This is a genomic window from Methanofollis sp. (assembly GCF_028702905.1).
Lineage (GTDB): Archaea > Halobacteriota > Methanomicrobia > Methanomicrobiales > Methanofollaceae > Methanofollis.
This window is the reverse complement of sequence record NZ_JAQVNX010000001.1, coordinates 35723-55864: the sequence shown is the minus strand read 5'-3', so window position 1 is coordinate 55864 and position 20142 is coordinate 35723. Positions and strand designations below refer to the sequence as shown.

Genomic DNA, 20142 nt, shown 5'->3' with positions numbered 1-20142 from the left:
TCAGTGTTTTGAGGCAGTGACTGCCTTGCCGGCACCGAGGACGAGGAGAAGGGCAAGGAAGATGCCGACGACGACGGCGATGACCTCACCCATCTTGCCGGCCCCCTCTCCCATCGTGTAATCAGGCATGGGTGCCTCGTACTCGAAGCCGACGTCCTGGCCGACGGCTTCGGGGTCGGCGTCTTCGGGTGTCGGTCCGGTGAGACTCTTCTCGCCCAGGACAACAAGGGCCGTGCTCTCCAGGCCGTCGGGATCGCCCGCGGCAAAGAAGACGGCGGTGACGCCGATCAGGATGGCAACGATGACACCGAGGGCGACGAACTGCTTCGTCTCCATCATGCCGCCACCCCCTTGACTGTCTTCATGAGGTCAGGCCGCGCCGAGGCGATGAGGTAGATCGCACCGGCGGTGATGACGGCCTCGATGATACCGATGGCCGCATGGTAGGTGCCCATCGCGATCATGCCCTCGACGAGCGGGAAGGTGCCGGCGAGGAACATCTCGATGGATGCACAGAGTGCCGGTATGACGCAGGCGAACCAGGCGGCGACGCCTGCGGAGAGGTAAGTGTTCCCTGCAATGCCCATCACTCCTTTGTATGTGTAGAACCCGACAAACCCGCCGATGACGCCCATATTGATGATGTTGGCGCCCATCGTCGTGAGTCCGCCGTCTCCGAAGACGACACCCTGGACAAGGAGCACGAGGGTGAGGATGAAGACCGCGGCATAGGGGGAACCGAGGAGGATTGCCGCAAGGGCCCCGCCGACAAGGTGACCGGTTGTTCCCATGCCGACCGGGAGGTTGAATGCCTGGATGGCGAAGATCCCGGCGGCAAGGACGGCGATGAGGGGTACCTTCTCGTCGTCGAGTTCGTTTCGTGCCCACCGCAAGGCGAGGCCGATGAATATCAGAGCAATGACCCAGTAAATGGCGCTCTGCCAGAGGGGAATAAAGACGTCTGGAATGTGCATGGTGACCATACTTTGGTAGCACGTTCCAGAATATAAGTATTATCTATTCGCGCCGATTGCGAGTTCTTTCAAAAAAGCGCATACTGAAGGCCCGACTATTGTGCCAAGCGACATAATGATGGAGGGTTTCGTGAGAAGGCGGCGAGCAAGAATGCCGGGGCGGTCCATATCGCCGTAGCGCACGATCAGGTCGGTGATCGCGGGGTCTGCCATCTTTGCAATGAGAGCGTCTGTCTGCGCTGCGGAAAGTTCCTGTCTGAGCCGGGAAAGGCGCATGCCGAGGGCGAGTTCGCGGCCGAAATCGGCCTGCCACCTCTGTTCGTAGTCGGCGAGAGCGGCGTCGGAAAAGTCACCTCTCTCGCAACAGGAGAGGGCGACGCTGGCCGCGTGCCGCGCCGCCCGCACGCCGGTATAGATGCCGCCGCCGGAGGTCGGCTTTGCAAGCCCCGCGGCGTCGCCGACAAAGAGGGTCCGGTGGCCGTACGTCCGCGGCATCGGGCCGAGTGGGATCGTGCCGGTGACAAGGTGGGTACAGCTCGTCATGTACGGCCCGGCGAACTTCTGAAAGTCCTCCTTTACGTTGCGCATCCCGCAGAGGCCGACCCGTGCCCGCCCCTCGCCTGTCGGTATCACCCAGCCGAAGAACTGCGGGGCGGCGGCGGGGTGGACTTCCACGAAGCGGGTATCCATGTCGAGGGGGACGTCGGCCTGAATGCCGGATAGATAGACCGGCGACCGCGCCATGCCGAGCATGCGCGCCATCCCGCCCCGCGGCCCGTCCGCGGCGATATACAGCCGCGCTTCGACGTCCCTTCTCCCGAAGGCCCCGCGGGTCATAAGACGTCCTTCTTCTCTCCCGACAACGGTGGTCTTCGGCCAGAACTCGGCCCCGGCGTCTGCCGCGGCCGCTGTCATCTCGGCGTCGAGGCGTGCGCGGTCGACGACCGAGGCCTTCGTCACCCCGCCGTCGAATTTGAGCTCTGCCCCGGTGCTGGCAACTACCCTTGCGCCCTGGACCCGGTTCAAGACGGACCTTTCAGAGACCCGGCACTCTTCGAGGGCCTTGACCGAGAGGAGGCCGGCGCACTGGACGGGAAAGCCAGGAGCAGCGTGTTCCTCGATGCAGAGAACAGACAGCCCCGCATCTGCGCAGGCGCGCGCCGCCGCACTCCCTGTCGGCCCGGCCCCGACCACCGCAACGTCAAACATGCAGAGATAATCTGCCCCCCTCTCTACTTGAACATCACTATAAACATGGGATTCGTCCCTAAGGATGGAGAGACGGATGACAATCGACCTCTTCATTCCATTCTCCTGCCTGCCTTCCCGGAGTCAATCCTGAGCGGGGAACGAGCGATAGCGAGTTTGAGAAAATCTCTGATTTTCGAGGTATGGGGGCTGCGACCGAAGGGAGCACGAGAAGACGAAGTCTTCGAGTAATCCCCCGGTGACCTGTACGGGGAAGGCTCGTGGATCAGTGCATTCCTCCGGGGGGCTGTTGCCCCCCGGTCCCCCCGTGTTAGGATAGGCAGGGGTCTGCAATCCCCTCTCCAGAATCTCTGTTCCGTTTTCTCTGGATCAATCCAGAGTAGGGGTCCAGGGAGATACGAGCGGAGCGAGCTTGAGAAAGCAGAAAATGCAGAGCATTTTCCGGTTCTGGCACATCTTCGATGTGCCACGAACCGTAGGTTTTTGAGTGAACCCCCAGGCATCGGTCCAATCGTGGAAGTTCTCTCCAGAGTTGGGGCAGAGAGATCCATCGGCACCTCTTCCCAAAAATCACCCCGAGGTCAGAGGATATGGTCAGGCCTTATTGCTCTGCCGCGCCAACAGGATCAGGATGTCCGAAGTGCCCGTATTCAAGTGGAAGCAGTGTCTGGTCATCAGGACCGACATCAAGATGAGTTGCGGCAAGAAGTGTGTGCAGATGGCCCATGCCGCCATCGGCGCCTACGAGCACGCAGGAAAAGAAGCGAAGAAGGCGTGGTACTCAGAGGGGCAGAAAAAGGTGGCGCTGAAGGTCGCCGGTGAGCGGGATCTGCACGCCCTGAAGATGGCTGCCGAAGCCGCCGGCATCCCCTGCTCCCTCATTCAGGACGCGGGGCTCACCGAGATCCCGCCCGGCACCGTCACCGCCCTCGGCCTCGGCCCGGCAAAGAGCGAGGAACTCGACCGCATCACCGGCGGGCTGCAACTCCTATGATGCACACCCCCTATCCAGTGGAGGACACCCTCGGGATATCATGGTACGCCACGGAAACGCCCGGGATCGGCGGCGTCCTGAGGAAGGAACCCGAGGACTTTACGGTCGAGGAGATGCCCCTCGGCGGCCCTTTGGGAGAGGGGCCGTATCTCCTCTGCAAACTCACGAAGCGGAACTGGGAGCACCAGCACGCGATGAAGTCCATCGCGGCGGCCCTCGGCATCTCGCACAGGCGGATCGCCTGGGCCGGCACCAAGGACAAGAACGCCCTCACCACCCAGTACATCACCATCTATGGTGGCGAGGCGGAGGCCGTGAAGGACCTCCGGATCAGGGACATGGAGATCGAACCCCTCGGCATGACCCAGCACGCCCTCTCCCTCGGCGCCCTTGCGGGGAACAGGTTTGCGATCACCATCAGGGACTGCACCGCTGACGACCTTGCCGACACGGTTGCGTCCTCCGTCTCTGCGGCGGCGGCAGGGTTTCCGAACTACTTCGGCCTCCAGCGTTTCGGCGTCGTGCGGCCTGTCACCCACCTCGTCGGCCGGGAGATCCTGCGGGGCGACTACGATGCCGCGGTCGACACCTATGTCGGCCTCGCCTGCCCTGACGAGACGCCCGAGGTGCAGGAGACGCGGCGGGCCTATCTTGAGACCCGCAACGCAAAGGCGGCGATCGCCGCCTTCCCCGCCCACCTCGGCTTTGAGCGTTCGGTGCTCTCGTACCTTGCCGCCCACCCCGGCGACTCTGGCGGGGCTCTCCAGAACCTCCCGCCAAAACTCCTCTCCATGTTTGTCTCGGCCTACCAGTCCTGGCTCTTCAACCGCGTCCTCTCCCTCCGCTGCGCCGACGGCACCGGCCTCGACGAACCCCTGCCCGGCGAGCGTCTCGTCTTCACGAACGGCAGGGAGGACATCGTGACCGAAGCGAACCGTCGAATAGTCTCAGTCCATATCGGCCGCGGCAGGTGTGCCGTCGCCCTCTTCCTCCCAGGTGCCGGGTCATTCCGCACCGAGGGAAGGAACGACGAGAGGATGGCTGCGCTCCTTGCTGAGGACGGGATCACCGCAGAGCACTTCGAGCGTGCCGGTGCATTCGTGCACCTCCACTATGCCGGAACCCTCCGGCCCATCAACGTGAAAACAGAGATTGTGACGGAGGTGAAGGGACAGGACGTCTCCCTCGCCTTCACCCTCCCACCCGGCCACTATGCGACGACGATCTGCCGGGAGTTCATGAAGGCCGATCCTCTGGCGATGATCTGACGGCCGCGAGAGTGCGGGCACCCTCTATGGCGTCAAAGAGGTTGCCCACCTCATCGGCAAGGCCGATGCCGATCGCCTCCTCGCCCCGTATCAGGCGGGCCGAGGCGATCTCCGAGCGGTCCACCGGCCGCTGTGCCGTCACGTCGGCGATGAAGTCGTCGGCGCTCTCGTTCACGAGTTGTCTCGCATAGGACTGCTCTTCCACGGTCAGGGAGCGGTACGGGGAGGTCATGTCCTTCTGCTCTCCCGACTTCACCACCTCGACCTTCCTCCCCTCCGTTTCCATCCACTCGCTCTCGTCGGGGAAGAGCCAGATCACCCCGATGCTCCCGGTCATCGTATCCGGCGAAAGGTAGATCCTGTCGGTGTGCGCCGAGATCATATAGGCAGCCGAGGCGGCGACGTCTCCCATCGAGGTCACGACCGGTTTTTTCGCCCGTGCATACTCCAGATCGCGCACGATCTCCTGCGCCGCCGCCGGACTGCCGCCCGGGCTGTTGACGCGCAGCACGATCGCGCTGACAAAGGGGTCGTCGGCCGCCGTGCGGACCTCGCGCCCGACATACTCGCTCCCTGCATACCCGCCGCCCGAAAAGTCGCCGGCAAGGATCGTTCCCTCGACGCGGATGACGGCGACGTCGCCCTCACCGATCGGTGACATGAGCAATACGGTGACAGCGACGGCCGCGGCGATGAGTCCGACGACGGCAAGAATGCTGAGATTCTTTTTCAGCCTCCGCCGTTTCTGTGCGCGCTCGATATCGGCAAGGAGGCTGTTCATCACTCAGTCCCCGTAACTGACCGCGTATTCGGTCACCAGGTTGCTCCCGCAGAGGTAGTGGCGCAGGAGTCTGAGACGGATCATCTCGTCCTCCGACTCGATGTGCATCCCGCCGACAAGGGAGGGAGTGTCCTCGCCGCCCACAATGAAGGGGAGGTGGATGAGCCTGATCTCATCGACCAGGCCGTGCCTGAGCATGTGCCAGTTGAGGGTCGGCCCGCCCTCGATCATCATCTTTTTGACGCCGTAGTCTCTCCTGAGGACCGCCATCAGTTCAGGGAGGTCGATGTGCGTCTTCCCGCAGACGACGACGTCGACACCCTTCTCCCGGAGGGCGGCGACCTTCTCCGCGGGGGCCTGTTCGGAGACGGCGATCACCGTCCGGGCGTCGCGGTTGAGCACATTGGCAGTGAGGGGAATGTCGGCCATGCTCGATGGGATGACCCGGATCGGGCTCTTTCCCGGCGCCAGTCTGACGGTCAGGAAGGAGTTGTCGATGGCGATGGTGTGCGACCCCACCATGATGGCGTCACACTCTGCGCGGGTCTTGTGGAGGAGGATCTCGGTCTCATGGGCCATGTGTTTCATGAGAATTTTGCTGGAAGCGCCTCTTTTGAGCGTCAGCTTCCCGTCGACCGTGATCTCCGACATCATCAGCACGTGGGGCCGTAGTGATGGAGCAGACATAATCTCAGTCTAATATCACCCCGGGGTTTAAAAGAGGGTATGGTCAGGTATCCCGGCGAAGCAATGCTTATCCTCATGGCAGTTCTACTATCCTGTCATGAATATAACGGCGCTGAGGCCGCGTCTCATATCAAAACTCGAGCCGATCGCTGATTTTTTTGTCAGGGCCGGCATCAGTCCCAATCAGATCTCGTACCTCTCTCTTCTTGCCGGGATCTGCTGTGCGGTCGCCTTTGCCGAGCGCCTGTTTCTTCCAGGCGCCCTCCTCCTCCTTGTCTCGGCCATCCTTGACCTGGTGGACGGTACCGTGGCACGGAAGAAGCACTGCCAGACGAAGTTCGGGGCGGTCATCGACTGGGTCTTTGACAAATATGTCGACGCCCTCGCCCTCCTCGGCATCGGGCTTTCCGGTGTGGCGGTCGTCTCCGGGTACTTCCCTCTCCCGCCTGCCGCGGACTTCGCCGTCGTCGCCGTCGCCATCTTCGGCTCGATGATCAACACCTTCATCAAGCCGGTGGTCTATGCCGAGGTCGGGTTTACGGAGCGGGTGGACGGGAAGATCCACGACCCCCTTGAGGGCGTCGGTTTCTTCGGCCGTCCCGAGACCCTGATCGCTCTTATCGTCGGCGCTGCCGCGGGTTTCCCCGGGCTTGCAGTGATCCTCATTGCGGTCTGCACAAATCTCTCGGCAATCCAGAGGATCGCCTACCTCTCAAGGTCGCTCCCCTGAGGCCGTGAGATCGCACCGGTGAGGTCGTCGCGGAAGGCCTGATACAGGCCGTCTGCCATTGCCGCAAGGCCGGGCATGATGATGAAGAGGGCGTACGCGATGACGATCAGTGCTACCAGCGCCCCGAGTTCGCAGAGGACGTTGTGGGCCCAGAAGAAACTCTCGTAGCCGTATTCTCCGTTGCTTGCGATCTCGGGGAGGTACGGGAACCACTGTCCTGTATACGCGAGGATCACGAAGACATTTCTCCCGATGTTGAGGAGATAGATCGTCGGGACGATGAGGAGGGCGGCGATGGCTTTCTGCCGCAGGTTGCTCGGGACTGCGGCGGCGACGCCGAGCATGATAGCGATGCTCTGGATGCCGGTACACCCGAGGATGATCTGGACCTTCAGGCCGTTCCCGGCAAACATGTCCCATTCAGGCATGGTATAGGCGATGCCAAGAGCGGAGAGGCACCAGCCGATCTGGTCGATGACGATCTGGATCAGCCATTCTCCGAGGGGCGTGTAGGCAAAGGGGAGGTACAGGAGAACAGCGACGGCCGCGGCGCGGGTGAGGTGGCCGATATGGTCGTCCCCGGCGAGCAGCCTTTTCGCCGTCACGTACAGGAAGGGGAGGGAGAGGAGGGCGAGTGTCGGGTAGAGGAAGTTGTTGATGGAGAGGAAATAGGGGACCTCCGCGAAGAGGTAGAGGGACATGGCGAGCCAGCCGCCGATACCTGCATACGGCCGGTGGCGTCCGGGTATGAGGAAGAGAACAAATAAGGCGAACGCTGCAAAGAGAAGGTATTCGTCCATCACCCACTATTTGTCCCACTCACCTAATTAAGAGTTCTTAAGGCGGCCGATCTCGCCCTTCAATCTGCGGCAAAACCTCTCTGTGCCGTGTATGATCAGCCAACCAAGCCTTAATCTTGCATGCCTCCCAATAATATCTGAATGTTATTCTGTCCAAAGTGCAACACCATGATGATCTCGTCCGGGGGGCAGATGAAGTGCCGCAGGTGCGGCTATATCCAGGCCATCGAGAGTGAGGCCGGGATGAAGATCACGACCACCCGCGTGGAGAAGGAGATCACGATCGTGGACGAGGAGGAGAAGATGAAGACCCTCCCGACGATCCAGGCCAGGTGTCCGAAGTGTGAGAATAACCTCGCCTTCTGGTGGTTGCGCCAGCTCCGCGCTGCTGATGAGAGTGAGGTGCGTTTCTTCCGTTGCACCGAGTGCGGGCACACCTGGCGTGAATACGATTAAATCCTAGGAATACCAACCTATAGAAACAGCGGGAACACACAGGTTCCTGTCCCTCATTTTCGGGCGAGGGTTGCCAAGCCAGGTCAAAGGCGCAAGGTTGAGGGCCTTGTCACGTAGGTGTTCGAGGGTTCGAATCCCTTCCCTCGCATTACTTCTGATACATTTCTGATCCTCTCACGAATGTCGTTTTATAGCATCATTCTGCTCTTCTGGCGAAATTTTTCTGGTTTTGAGTTTTTGTAGAATCAGACATGAGTCGGGAGCACGCCTCAGGCATACTGCATGAAAATTGTTCTGAGGAGTTCGTCTGGTCGACGTGCCTTCCCGCACGCTTGCGCCGGGGGCGCTGCCCCCGGACCCCCGGAATTACGATAGGACGGGGAAGGCAGAGGGCGAACCTTTTCTGAAGGTGATTTTGTCCTCTCCATCTCCATCATGGGGTGCTCGTTGAGAGTCAAAACCTCATGAAAACCCGGAGAACGGATCTTCTGGATCATTTTCATGGTAAACCCTCATACTGAGGATATCCCCAGAGCCCGGATCGGGGCAATTTCCAGCCCCGCTCCCTCCTCCTCCTCGACACCAGGGGAGGCCGGGAGAGGGAAACATTACCCACAATCATACCGGGGGCCTGAGGACGTTGAGTCCTGCCGGATTTCGTCCTGTTCTGCCCATGGCCCCCGGTATGCCCGGATCGCAGGATCTCCCAGATATGGCCCCGAATGGGATGTGGGATCCCCTGATCGGAGGCAGATCCGGGCGTATTTGACCCGGGCCATGTCCCACGGGACCACACCCTTATGTTCTAACATGCGGGCACCACAGGATAGGATCTGCGAGACTTCTTTAGGGCCAGACTTTGTAGAATCGGGTACGAAACGGAGTTTCAGGCGGTTTTCATGGTAAACCCTCATGCTCATGTCGATAGATCCACCTGATCCCTGAGAGGAGCGCGTATCCCCGCCCAATTACAATGTCTCTCGGCGATCTGGTCGAGACGACTTCTCTCACCCCCCCGGTGGCACCAGCCTCTCCCTCTTTGTGACAGAACGGTACACCCCGCGCGGGGCGAAGACCTCGAAGCGGGCACCCCTCCCGTGCTCGCCGGTCTCCGTGATCGTGAGGTCGGTGATGGCCAGGATCTCCCGGGAGAGGTAGAGCCCGAGACCCGTGTTCTTGTAGTACTCCCGCCGGAAGATCGCCTCCTTCACCTTTGTGGGGATGCCGACGCCGTCGTCCTCGCAGACGATGGTGAACCCCCCCTCGTCCTCACGACCGGAGAACCGGATCTTTGTGAGTTTTTCGCCGTACCTGAGGGCGTTGTCCACCAGGTTGAAAAAGACCTTTTCGAGAAGGGGATCGGCATAGACCTCGACCTCGTCGAAATCAATGGAGAACTCGACCCTGCCGAGGTCGAGGCCGCGGACGGCGCGGGCGATGACCCGGTGCACATCCTGCCACTGCGGCGAGGTGACGCCGATATTCTGGTAATCGCGGGTGAACTCGATCTGGCGCTGTATTGCCCAGGTGGCTGTCTCCTCCCTGGTGATATAGTCGAGCAGCGTCGGGTCTGTCGTCTCCATCCTGGCGAGTTCGATGTATCCCCGCAGCACCGTGATCTGGTTGAGGATATCGTGCCGCGTGATGCTGGAGAGGAGGTTGAGTTTTTTGTTCGCCGTCTGGATCGCCGTCTCCGCCTGCTTGCGTCCGGTGATGTTCCGCGCCACGAGGACCACCAGGTCCTCCGTCATCGGGGAGATGACGGCGGCAAACCAGACCTCCTGGTTCCTGACCCGCATACCGTACTCGATCGCAACCGGCTCCCCTGTCTCCAGTGCCTGCAGGATAGCGCCGGGGATCGTCTCTGCCTGCATTGACGGGAACACCCGGTCAAGCGTCTTTCCGCACACCTCGCCGGCCGGCCTGAAGAGAGGGGGCGGGTTCGTCGGTGCGACCTTCAGGCAGTGCCCCTCTGCATCAAGGACGACGACGATGTCGGTCATGCCCGACAACACCGCTCTCAACTCGGTTTCCGAAGCGCTGAGCGCCTCTTCAGCCTGCTTGCGCACGATGTACCCCCCTATCCGCTGGGCGATACTGGCGATGAGGCTCCGCTCTTCTTTTAAAAACGGTCCCTCGTTGCGCTCAGGCCGTTCTTCCCGGTACCCGACCTCTATTGTGCCTGCCTCCCTGTCATTGACCAGAATCGGCTGGCGCTGCATCCACGCCGTCTTCTGGAAGGCAGCGGTCTGGTACACCCTCCCGTCCAGGGTGATCCGGGCGGCCGTCACCTCAGGGTACTGCCATGCGTCGGGTATGACGTCCACGACCGTCTGCATCAATGCATCGAACCCTGTCTCGGGTTTGCCCAGGATCTTCGAGATCGTGTACAGGCATTTCAGTTCTTTTACCCGTTCGTTCAGGTCGTACGTCTTTTTCTTCAGCGCCTCTTCGGCGTCCCTGCGTGCGGTGATGTCGCGGACGATCGCCTGGACAGAGATCTCGTCTCCCAGCTGGATCCGGTTCAGGCTCACCTCCGCATAAAATGGCCGCCTGTCGTGGGTGCGACAGTTGCACTCAAAGAACTGCGCCTCCCCGGCGATCGCCCCCCTGATCTTCTCGGCGACCTTCTCCTTCGAGTCGGAGCCATCCGGCTGAACCGGCGGTGAAAAAACAGAGAGAGCACTGCCGACAAACTCGTCCCGGGTACACCCGAACATCTCCAGGGCCCGGGGGTTGCAGTCGGTGATCCGGTCGTCCAGGATGAGAATGATCGCGTCATTGGCATATTCAAAGAGCGACCTGTACTTGATCTCGCTCTCCTGCAATGCCTGTTCCGCATGCCTGAGGTCGGTGATGTCGTGGATCCCCTCGATTGCGCCGATATTTTCCCCTGATTCGTCGTACAGTGGGGCGGCAAACGCCTGCAGGATCACCTCCCTTCCCTGTGGCCGTGCGTCGGCGCTCTCGGCAATGAGGAAATCACCGGACCGTGCAATCCGTGTATACCCACGCCTCTCCAGTTCCCCTGCGGGAGCGGAGACGAGGTCGAGCAGGAGAGGTCTTTTGTCCCCGAAGAACGGGACCGCATATGCATACTCCCCCTTCCCGATGATCTCGGCGGCCGCAACGCCGGTCATCTCCTCGATCGCTCTGTTCCAGGCGATCACCTTCCCGTCACGGTCGACGGCGAAGATCGCATCCGGCATGGAATGGATCAGGTCGGCAAGATGACGTGCCTCCTCGGCCTTTTTCCGCTCGGTGATATCCACGATAGCCACAATGCTCTGGCGTGCCCCCGGCATCATCGCAGCGGTGACGAGCACGTTCCTGACAGTCCCGTACCTGTCGCAGAGATGGCACTCGAAGACCCGTGGAGCAGACTCAGACTCAGTCCAGCGCAGGCGGTGATACTCCATCAGTCTCTCCAGTTCTGCCGGGTCCGCGACAAAGTCCGTCCATCTCATCCTGTCTTCCACGTCTTCCTTCGTACAGCCGCTGATCTTCTCGAACTCCCTGTTGACGAGGGAGATCGTGGTGTCCTCCTCGACGATGATCAGGGGACTGCCGCTGTTCTCGAAGAGTGTCCGGTACCTGTCTTCAGACGCCTTCAGCGCTTCCTCGGCCTTCTTGAGCCCGGAGATGTCGGTGATGACGTCGGCAAGGTAGAGAGGCCTTCCGAAATCGTCGGGTATCACAAAGAAGTTTTCAATAGTCGGGATATGTTCTCCCTGCGCGTTGACGAGAGTAAGCTCGCCCACCCACTGCCCCTCTTCGAGAACGGCGGGAATGATCTCTTTCTCCAGCCTCTCCGCGATCTCGGGGGAGTAGTACCTGAAGAAAAACGTGTCCTGGATCTCCACCGGTTTCGCCATTCCAAGCAACCGGCAGAGCGTGGGATTGGCATAGGTGATGCTGCCGTCCAGCGTCGCCATCCCGAGACCCTGCCCTGACGCTTCGGTAAAACGCTGGAAGATCCGTATCCTTTCCTCTGCCTGTTTCCGCTCGGTGACGTCTTCGAGAGTCTCCACCGCACCGATAACCTCTCCTTCTTCATCCCTGATCAGGGCGGCGGTGAAATACAGCCATGTCCCGTCCTCACCCAGGGTGGGAAAGAAGTCGGTCGCCTCGTAGGCGCCTCTGACGAGACCTGACGGTGCGTACTTCCCCTTATACCACCTGGCGATCATGCTCTCCTCGCCTTCGCCGTCGATGAGCAGGTCTGCAAGGCACGGTCGTTCTCTCGGGTAAAATGCCCGCCAGTGCTCGTTCGTGCCGACAATATCTCCGGTCTTGATGCCGCTGTACGCTTCCAGCGCCCCGTTCCAGTACACGACACGGTGGTTTCTGTCGATCACAAACTGGGGGATCGGGGACCCTCGTGCGATCGCATGCAGGCGGGCGGATTCTGCCTGTTTGTAGCCGGTAATGTCCCTGAGGGATTCGATCGCCCCGATGATCTCTCCTCGACTGTCATAGAGAGGAGAGGCCTTCCCACACAGGGAGGCCCCGCGTCCCCTGTTCAGGGAGGGGATGGTCATCTCGGCGACAACCGTGTCGCCTTCGCGCCTGAACATCTCGTACTGCACCTCAGGTTCCGCTTCTGGTTTCATGACAAGATCGATCAGGCCGGATATCGCTTTCCCGTAGAAGGGGACGGCATATGCGTGGTCCCCCTTCCCGAGCATCTCCTCCTTCCGTGCCCCGGTCATCTCTTCGATGGCGCGGTTCCATGCGATGACCCTGCCGCCGCGGTCGATGACGAAGGTGGCGTCAGGGAGGAAATCGACGATGTCGAGGAGTTTCTGGTGTGCCGCCTCTGTTTCTTCCTCCGCTTTTTTCCGCTCGGTAACATCCCTGATAGACTCGATCGCACCTGTGACGTTCCCCTTTGTATCGTACAGCGGGGACGCGATGAACCAGAGATAGGCCCCTCTTCCGTCATAGAGGTGGGGAAGGAAAAATTCGGAGATAAGTTTGGTGCCGCTCTGTACGACGCGGGGATATTTCGTCTCAATATCCTCGCCTTCCTTCAGGACAAGGTCGATCAGGACGGGCCGTCTCTCCCCGTAAAAGGGGATGCCGTACTCGAAGTCTCCCTTCCCAAGGATCTCTTCGCTCCGGACGCCGGTCATCTCCTCCATCGCCCTGTTCCAGGCGATCACCGTCCCGTCGAGGTCGATGGCGAAGGTGGCGTCGGGGAGGAAATTGATCACGTCAGCCATCCGCCGTCTGGACTCCGCGAGTTCGTCCCGCGTCTGTTTCCGCTCGATGGCCAGTTTGATCTTGTGCTCCAGTTCGGCAAACTGGGAGACCGGATCCCCCCCTTTCTGGAGATAAAAATCTGCCCCGCTGTTCAGGGCCTCGATCACCACCTCTTCCCTGCCCCTGCCGGTGAAGAGGATGAAGGGGAGTTCGCCGAAATGGGTGCGTATATGTTTGAGGAGTTCAATGCCGTCCATTCCGGGCATCTGGTAGTCAGCAATGACGCCGTCATATTTCCCGGCCTGCATCATGGCGATCGCCTCTGCGGCCGAGAGTGCGGTGTCGACGGAGAGATGTCCCGACCGCTCAAGGAAGAGTCTACCGATATCAAGGAGCGCCGGTTCGTCGTCAACGTAGAGAACAGAATACATGTGTGCTTGGTTTGTGTCTGGCGGTCACTATCTCCAGTCCCCTATATCAGTCTGCCGATAACGGAGCACGCCGCTGCGGTTCTATTGTCCCGGTCTCTTTCCGGCATAGTTTCATGATGCCTGAAGGATCAGCACCTGTCGGCGGGGTTGGTGCGATGAGTCTTGTGATTGCTTTTGTCGGGTCGAAAGGCGCCGTGATGGCAGGCGACATGCGGGAGATCTTTTTCTGGGACGACGAGACCGCCGTCCTGGCCCTGGAAAAAGAACTGTATGGTGGCGACCTCGTAACCGACGACGACCTGTACAGGCGGGCCGAGGCGCTTGGCGTGGGCGTCGTCGTCAGGGACGGCCGGGAGAAGGTGAGAGAGCAGGACGGTGTCCTTGTCGGCGAGGTGAGGGAGACCATGGGCGGGACGGTCAGGGCACGGAGGCTCTATGTCACGGCAGGGCGGTACGTCCTTGCCGAGTTTGAAGGATCGTGCGGCAGGCTGACCGGAAAAGGTACGGGCAGCACTTTCGTCGTCCTCGGGAACCGGATCGCGCAGGATATTGCCCTCGTTTCCATCAGGGGGGGGTGGAAGGACGGCGGCACGGAGGACGCTGTCAGGGTGATCATCCTCGCGATGAAGAAGGCGGCGGCGGCCACCGCATCGGTGAGCAAACGGTTTGTCCTGATCAGGACGGAGGCCGGGGCCGATCTCGACGCTCTCCTTACCCGGGACCTCGGGGAAGGAGAGGTCGGCATGAAAAACACCTCCGGTATTTTTCGTAAAAATGCCTGAATAGCCTTCCCGTTCAAAAGGGGTCTGAGGGAAAAACCCTAGTACCTCGGGTATTCCCTTCTGGGACGGGGTGGCTGTGCTTCTTCCACCCGTAAGGTGCGGCCGACGAATTCTGTCCCATTCGTGGCGTCCCTTGCCTTCTCGGCCTCCTCCTTTGTACTCATCTCGACGAACCCGAACCCCTTGTCTCCAATAATTTTAACGCTTTTTACATCTCCGTAGCTGGAGAAGAGGTCTTTCAAATCTTCTTCGGTTACCGAATATGTCAGGTTTCCGACATACAACCTGCTGCTTTCCATTTCTATCCCGCCGCTACATGATCCTTCGCGGTGATAATAGTATGTGCTCCCCGTGCCGGGGTGGTCATCTTCTGAACGGTACCCGGGCGAGAGGTCGCGGAAAAAAGAGGGGGGGTTCTGCGGAGGGGAGCATCGATCGACCGCCTTTCCCCAAGGCACAGACGGGGGGACTACTCGAAAATCAAGATTCACGGAAGATCGAAGATCTTCCTTCACCGGGAATCTTCAATTCCCTGTGTTCTCGAACTCGCTATCGCTCGTCCCCCGAAAACCTACGATGTGCCACAGACTGAAGGGTTTCGAGAGGGGGGGACAGCGCCCCCCATCCTGCCACTCCAGAAAAAAGAAAATATTACGGCAGACCGATCGACCGTGCCCGGCAGCGCTGCCAGACAACGCGGCCGACGACCTTGAAGGTCTGTTCGAGTTCGTCGAAGTTGGGGATGTTGTTCTCCTTGAGGATCTTCTTGCCCGCGTCCATGCACTCGCCGCCGAGGAGGGTGCCGACGACGAGGTTGTTCGTCTTGCCGGTGAAGGAGATGATCTGCTTCGCAAAGTCGGCCGAGTCCAGGACAAGGTTCGGGAATCCGATCACGAAGGCGATGTCCCAGAGGTCGGAGTGCCGCGCCAGGATGTCGAAGACCTGCTCGAAACGCTTCTCCGAGGCGTCGCCGAGGAGGTCGAGGGGGTTGGCATGGCTCCAGTAGTCAGGGAGGATCTGGTTGAGTTCTTCCAGGATCGCGGGCGGGAGTTCGATAAGGTCGACGCCGTACATCTCGGCATAGTCCGAGGAGAGAACGGCGAAACCGCCGGCATTGGTGATGACGATCGCCCGCCGTCCCCTGGGGTAGCCGTTTGGCGAGGAGCAGAGTTCGGCAACCTCGAAGGCGCCCCTGAGTGCCCTGACCGGGATCACGCCCGCCTCCCTGAAGGCCTCCATGTACACTTCATACGAGCCCGAGAGTGAACCCGTGTGGGAGGACGCCGCCTTCTGCCCCTTCTGCGAGGAGCCCGACTTGATCGCAACGACCGGCTTCTTCTTCGCCACCTCGCGCACGATCTCCATGAACTCCCGTCCGTCAGGGAGCTGCTCGATGTAGAGAATGATCGACCGTGTACTCTTGTCCTGCCCGACAAATGTCAGGTAGTCGAGGAAGTCGAGGTCGGCCTGGTTGCCCACCGAGAAGACCGCCGAGAAACCGATGTCCTGCTTGAGGCTCCAGTCCACGACAGTGTTGATGATGGCGCCGGACTGCGAGATGAAGGCGACCGAACCGGGGTTCGGCGACTCGTGTACATAGGTGGTGTCCAGGCCCCGCGGCGGGATGATCATGCCAAGGCAGTTCGGCCCGATGATCCGGATATTGTATGAGCGTGCGATATCGAGCATCCGGTCTTCGAGCACCTTGCCCTCAGGCCCGGTCTCCTTGAAACCGGCGGTGATGACCACGACGAGGGGGATACCCTTCTCGCCGCACTCCTGCATCACCTTTGGCACCTGGACGGCAGGGACGGTGATCACGGCGAGGTCGACCGGGTTCGGGATCGACGTCACCGTCGGGTAGGCCTTGAGCCCCTGCACCTCGGTGCGCTTGTTGTTCACCGGGTATATCTGGCCGGGGAAGTGGAGGAGGTTGTGGAGGACGGCAAAGCCCATCTTTGTCGGTTCTGAGGAGGCTCCGATGACCGCGACCGACCGTGGGGTGAAGTATTCGGGCGGGACAGGGGTGCGTTCCGTCCTCACCTGCGGGCGGTACTCGTCGTCGATGATGACTCTCGCGTCCACGGCGCAGGCGCCCGACTCATAGAGCCTCAGGGGGTTGATGTCGAACTCCACCACCTGCGGGTTCTCTTCGAAGAACCGTGCGACGCCGCTGATGATCGTCACCAGGGCCTCCTCATCCTTCGGCTTCATGCCGCGGTAGCCGCTGATGAGGGGATAGGCCTTGATCTCATGGATCATCGACCTGATCTCGCACTCTTGAACAGGGATGATGCGGAGGGTGACGTCCTTCATGAGTTCGACGAGTGTCCCGCCCATGCCGAAGGTGATCACCTTGCCGAAGGCCGGGTCGGTCTTGCCGCCGAGGATCAGTTCGAGGCCGGGTTTTGCCATCTCCTCGACGATGACGCCCTTGATCTCGGCGTCAGGGTTATATTCCTTCGCCGACTCGACAATCTTCGTAAAGGCCTTCTTAGCCTCGTCTGCACATGAGATCCCAACAACCACGCCGCCCGCATCGCTCTTGTGCACGATCTGGGGGGAGATGATCTTCATGACGACCGGGTATCCGCAGGCCGACGCCGCTTTGGAGGCCTCTTCAGGACTGGTTACAATCTTGAAGCGGGGGGTCGGGACGCCGTACTTCTGGAGGAGTTCGTACCCCTCTGCCTCGCTGAGCATTCTTTTTGCCATAAACTTCCTCTCTTCTGGGTGGGAATTGTTCCCAACAGCGGGAATTGCGTCCGAACCGCACGCTCCTCTATGATCCTGATAAAGCATATACTGTTTCGGATGGGGGATTGGCGGTTCCGAACTCGTTCATATTCCGTTCATGTGCAGGTGTGAAATATGTATTGAGTTGATACCATAGTGTCGGAGTCTCCCCTTTAAGACCTTTTTGAATTTGTGGAAGCGAGTGTCGGCGATCGTCGATAATTCTGGCATCCCTGAGAGGGGGTTCAGGGTATATGCAGGGCAGATTTCGTGCAATTCCGGGATTTTTTTAAAAACTGCGTCTCACATGGGCGATGCGCGATCTATCACTGACGATCATGTAGTTTTCCCGGCGCGCTTCAATTCCCATGTATCTAACTCCGTTTCCTGAAAAACCGAAAAATTCTTTGAACCACAAAATATTTAATAAAACCATCACATTCGATCATGTAAAATCGGAGGTGAGCATGACAGAGCAGGATTTTGCTGTGCCCCTGGAGGCGCCGCGATATTATGAACCTGACCCCTCGTACAGGGAGAGATCATGGATCGGAGATTACAGGGCGGCGTACCAGAAGTACCTTGAGGATCCCGAGGGGTTCTGGAGGACTCGCGCGGCAGAGATCGAATGGTTTGAGCCGTTCGACCGCGTCATGGACTGGGACTTCCCCTATGCGAAGTGGTTCCTGAGCGGGAAACTCAACATCACCCACAACTGTCTCGACCGCCATGTGCGGGACGGGCGGGCCAACAAGGTCGCCGTCTTCTGGAGGGGGGAAGAGGGGGAGGAGAAGGTGTACACCTACAGCCAGCTCCTCAGGGCTGTCTGCCGCTTTGCCAACGCCTTAAAAAAGATCGGCGTCAGGAAAGGGGACCGGGTCTGCATCTACATGCCCGTCGTCCCCGAACAGATCGTCGCCATGCTTGCCTGTGCACGGATAGGGGCCGTCCACTCGGTTGTCTTCGGGGGGTTCGGCGTCGGCGCCCTCAACCAGCGGATCCGCGACTCGGGCTCGAAGGTCGTGGTCACGGCCGATGTCTCCATGCGGCGGGGCAAGGCGATCCAGCTCAAGTCCATCGTCGAGGAGGCCGTCGTCAATGCCCCGAGCGTCGAGGCCGTTGTCGTGCTGCGGCGCGACCGCCCGAAGGTCGAACTCCACTCAGAGATGGAACTCGACTTCGACGAACTGATGGAGAACGAGCCCGCAGTCTGCGAACCCGAAGTGATGGACGCCGAAGATCCGCTTTTCCTCCTGTACACGAGCGGGACGACAGGCACCCCGAAGGGGATCATCCATACCTGCGGCGGCTACGCGGTCGGCACCCAGTACACGACGAAGTACGTCCTCGACCTCAAAGAGGACGACGTCTACTGGTGCACAGCCGATCCGGGCTGGATCACCGGCCACAGTTATGTCGTCTACGGTCCCCTCCTGAATGGGTCCACGGTCTTTGTCACCGAGACGACGCCCGACTATCCTGACCCCGGCATCTGGTGGAAGATCATCCAGAACTACGGTATCACGGTCTTTTATACGGCGCCGACCGCGATCAGGATGTTCATGCGGGTCGGCGAGCAGTGGTCCGACAGGTACGACCTCAGTTCCCTCCGCATCCTCGCCTCTGTCGGCGAACCCCTGAACCCCGAGGCCTTCGAGTGGTTCTACCGCCACATCGGGAGGGACCGCTGCCCGATCGTGGACACCTGGTGGCAGACCGAGACAGGGATGCACATGATCACGACGATGGTCGGCGAACCGATGCGACCGGGTTTTGCAGGGCGGCCGATCCCGGGTGTCGTCGCCGATGTCGTGGACCGCGACGGCAACCCTGTCGAACCCGGCAATGGCGGCTACCTTGTCCTCCTGGAGCCCTGGCCCGCAATGCTCAGGACGGTCTACAACAATGACGAGCGCTACCGGAAGTACTGGACGACCATCAACCGGGTCTATACAGCCACCGACCTTGCGGTGAAGGGACACGACGGCAACATCATGGTCATCGGCCGTGCCGACGACCTGATCATCGTCGCCGGGCACAACATCGGCACCGCCGAGGTGGAGTCGGCCCTCGTCTCCCATGACGCGGTCGCCGAGGCGGCAGTGATCGGCATCCCCGACCCGGTGAAGGGGAACCAGATCAAGGCCTTCGTCATTCTCATAGAGGGGCATGCCAGGAGCGACCGTCTCAAGGCTGACCTCCGCTACCATGTGCGGATGACAGTCGGCCCGATCGCGATGCCCTCGGAGATCGAGTTCGTCGACTCCCTCCCGAAGACGCGGAGCGGCAAGATCATGCGGCGGGTACTCAGGGCAAAGGAACTTGGCATGGACCTCGGGGATGTCTCGACCCTGGAGGACTGAGTACCCAACTCTTTATATAGCATTTTTACGTCATTTATAACATGCACGGTACCCCAGAGGAATCCCTGAAAATAGAAAACATCGTTGCCTCTGCCAAAGTAACCGATTCCCTTGACCTCCCTGTCATTTCATCGCAGATCCCCGGGGCAGACTACAACAAGAAACGTTTCCCCGGCGTGGTCATCAGGATGCAGGACCCGAAGATCGCAGCTCTGGTCTTCGGATCAGGCAAGGTTGTCCTGACCGGTGCAAAGAGCGTGGACAGCCTCACCAGGGGGCTTGAGATCCTTGGCGGCAAACTACGTGGCCTCGGGATTGCGATCGACGAGCACCTCACCTACACCATCCAGAACATCGTCACCTCTGCTGACCTTGGAAAGCCCATCAACCTGAACAAGATCGCTATCGGCTTCAACCTCGACCGCATCGAGTACGAACCCGAGCAGTTCCCCGGCCTTGTCTACCGTCTGGAGGATCCGAAGGTTGTCGTTCTCCTCTTCGGGTCAGGTAAACTGATCATTACCGGTGGCAAGCGGCCTGAGGATGCAAGACTCGCGGTGCAGAAAATTATCGATGATCTTTCCAACCTCGGTCTCCTCTAAACTATAACCTTTTTTAATTACCAGTCCAATATAATTAGGCAGGTACTTCCCCTGTGTGGCACGGTCTTCCGACTCTTTCTTCATGACCGGCACCCCGAGTGGTTCAGGGATTGTTTTTCGGTGT

Annotated in this window: 16 protein-coding genes and 1 tRNA gene; 8 read left to right on the top strand and 9 right to left on the bottom strand. The window is 60.1% G+C overall.

From position 1 onward, the window contains the following. From PHP59_RS00240 to PHP59_RS00230, 3 genes are read right to left on the bottom strand one after another with little or no spacing between them, the layout of a single operon-like run. Positions 1-339, bottom strand: coding sequence for a PDGLE domain-containing protein (locus PHP59_RS00240; RefSeq protein WP_300161821.1), 339 nt, complete (start codon positions 337-339; stop codon positions 1-3). Further along, positions 336-974 (bottom strand): cobalt transporter CbiM, encoded by a 639-nt coding sequence (cbiM, locus tag PHP59_RS00235; RefSeq protein WP_300161818.1) that lies wholly within the window; start codon positions 972-974, stop codon positions 336-338. The genes PHP59_RS00240 and cbiM overlap by 4 nt, the downstream gene beginning before the upstream one ends. 39 nt (positions 975-1013) lie before the next feature. Then, positions 1014-2183, bottom strand: a complete 1170-nt coding sequence (locus tag PHP59_RS00230) for an NAD(P)/FAD-dependent oxidoreductase (RefSeq protein WP_300161815.1) — start codon at positions 2181-2183, stop codon at positions 1014-1016. Positions 2184-2814: 631 nt separating this feature from the next. Here PHP59_RS00230 and pth2 point away from each other — a divergent pair. Both pth2 and truD read left to right on the top strand, forming a co-directional pair. Further along, the gene (gene pth2, locus PHP59_RS00225) at positions 2815-3177 is read left to right on the top strand and encodes a peptidyl-tRNA hydrolase Pth2 (RefSeq protein ID WP_300161812.1); all 363 of its coding nucleotides are present in this window, start codon (positions 2815-2817) and stop codon (positions 3175-3177) included. Beyond that, on the top strand, positions 3174-4445 hold the full coding sequence (truD, locus tag PHP59_RS00220) for a tRNA pseudouridine(13) synthase TruD (protein ID WP_300161808.1): 1272 nt from the start codon (positions 3174-3176) through the stop codon (positions 4443-4445). The genes pth2 and truD overlap by 4 nt, the downstream gene beginning before the upstream one ends. On the opposite strand, the gene sppA is transcribed toward truD, so the two are convergent. Both sppA and PHP59_RS00210 read right to left on the bottom strand, forming a co-directional pair. Continuing rightward, complete coding sequence (gene sppA, locus PHP59_RS00215; protein ID WP_300161805.1) at positions 4414-5226, bottom strand: signal peptide peptidase SppA; 813 nt, start codon at positions 5224-5226, stop codon at positions 4414-4416. The two genes, truD and sppA, sit on opposite strands and share 32 nt — an antisense overlap. 3 nt (positions 5227-5229) lie before the next feature. Beyond that, complete coding sequence (locus tag PHP59_RS00210; RefSeq protein WP_300161802.1) at positions 5230-5913, bottom strand: dihydrofolate reductase family protein; 684 nt, start codon at positions 5911-5913, stop codon at positions 5230-5232. 97 nt (positions 5914-6010) lie between these two features. Here PHP59_RS00210 and PHP59_RS00205 point away from each other — a divergent pair, with 97 nt between their 5' ends. After that, positions 6011-6643 carry a CDP-alcohol phosphatidyltransferase family protein gene (locus PHP59_RS00205; RefSeq protein ID WP_300161799.1) on the top strand — a complete coding sequence of 211 codons (633 nt, stop codon included), beginning with the start codon at positions 6011-6013 and terminating at the stop codon, positions 6641-6643. Here PHP59_RS00205 and artA read toward each other — a convergent pair. Beyond that, positions 6619-7443 carry an archaeosortase A gene (artA, locus tag PHP59_RS00200; protein WP_300161796.1) on the bottom strand — a complete coding sequence of 275 codons (825 nt, stop codon included), beginning with the start codon at positions 7441-7443 and terminating at the stop codon, positions 6619-6621. The two genes, PHP59_RS00205 and artA, sit on opposite strands and share 25 nt — an antisense overlap. 141 nt (positions 7444-7584) lie before the next feature. Between artA and PHP59_RS00195 the strand changes: the two genes are divergently transcribed. Then, positions 7585-7899: a transcription factor S gene (locus PHP59_RS00195; RefSeq protein WP_300161793.1), complete on the top strand. Its 315-nt coding sequence runs from the start codon at positions 7585-7587 to the stop codon at positions 7897-7899. A 63-nt stretch (positions 7900-7962) separates the two neighbouring features. Continuing rightward, positions 7963-8047: transfer RNA gene (locus tag PHP59_RS00190), tRNA-Leu, on the top strand. 859 nt (positions 8048-8906) lie between these two features. Here the strand turns inward: PHP59_RS00190 and PHP59_RS00185 are convergent. Next, on the bottom strand, positions 8907-13535 hold the full coding sequence (locus PHP59_RS00185) for a PAS domain S-box protein (protein ID WP_300161790.1): 4629 nt from the start codon (positions 13533-13535) through the stop codon (positions 8907-8909). A 155-nt stretch (positions 13536-13690) separates the two neighbouring features. On the opposite strand from PHP59_RS00185, the gene PHP59_RS00180 reads away from it, so the two are divergent. Beyond that, positions 13691-14317 (top strand): DUF2121 domain-containing protein, encoded by a 627-nt coding sequence (locus PHP59_RS00180; protein WP_300161787.1) that lies wholly within the window; start codon positions 13691-13693, stop codon positions 14315-14317. Positions 14318-14355: 38 nt separating this feature from the next. Here PHP59_RS00180 and PHP59_RS00175 read toward each other — a convergent pair whose 3' ends face one another. Continuing rightward, positions 14356-14616 (bottom strand): RNA-binding protein, encoded by a 261-nt coding sequence (locus tag PHP59_RS00175; protein ID WP_067049749.1) that lies wholly within the window; start codon positions 14614-14616, stop codon positions 14356-14358. Between the two features lie 352 nt (positions 14617-14968). Then, on the bottom strand, positions 14969-17032 hold the full coding sequence (locus PHP59_RS00170) for an acetate--CoA ligase family protein (protein ID WP_300161784.1): 2064 nt from the start codon (positions 17030-17032) through the stop codon (positions 14969-14971). 488 nt (positions 17033-17520) lie between these two features. On the opposite strand from PHP59_RS00170, the gene acs reads away from it, so the two are divergent. Continuing rightward, complete coding sequence (gene acs, locus PHP59_RS00165; RefSeq protein ID WP_300161781.1) at positions 17521-19416, top strand: acetate--CoA ligase; 1896 nt, start codon at positions 17521-17523, stop codon at positions 19414-19416. Between the two features lie 41 nt (positions 19417-19457). After that, positions 19458-20018, top strand: coding sequence for a TATA-box-binding protein (locus PHP59_RS00160; RefSeq protein ID WP_300161778.1), 561 nt, complete (start codon positions 19458-19460; stop codon positions 20016-20018). The last annotated feature ends 124 nt before the right edge of the window (positions 20019-20142 follow it).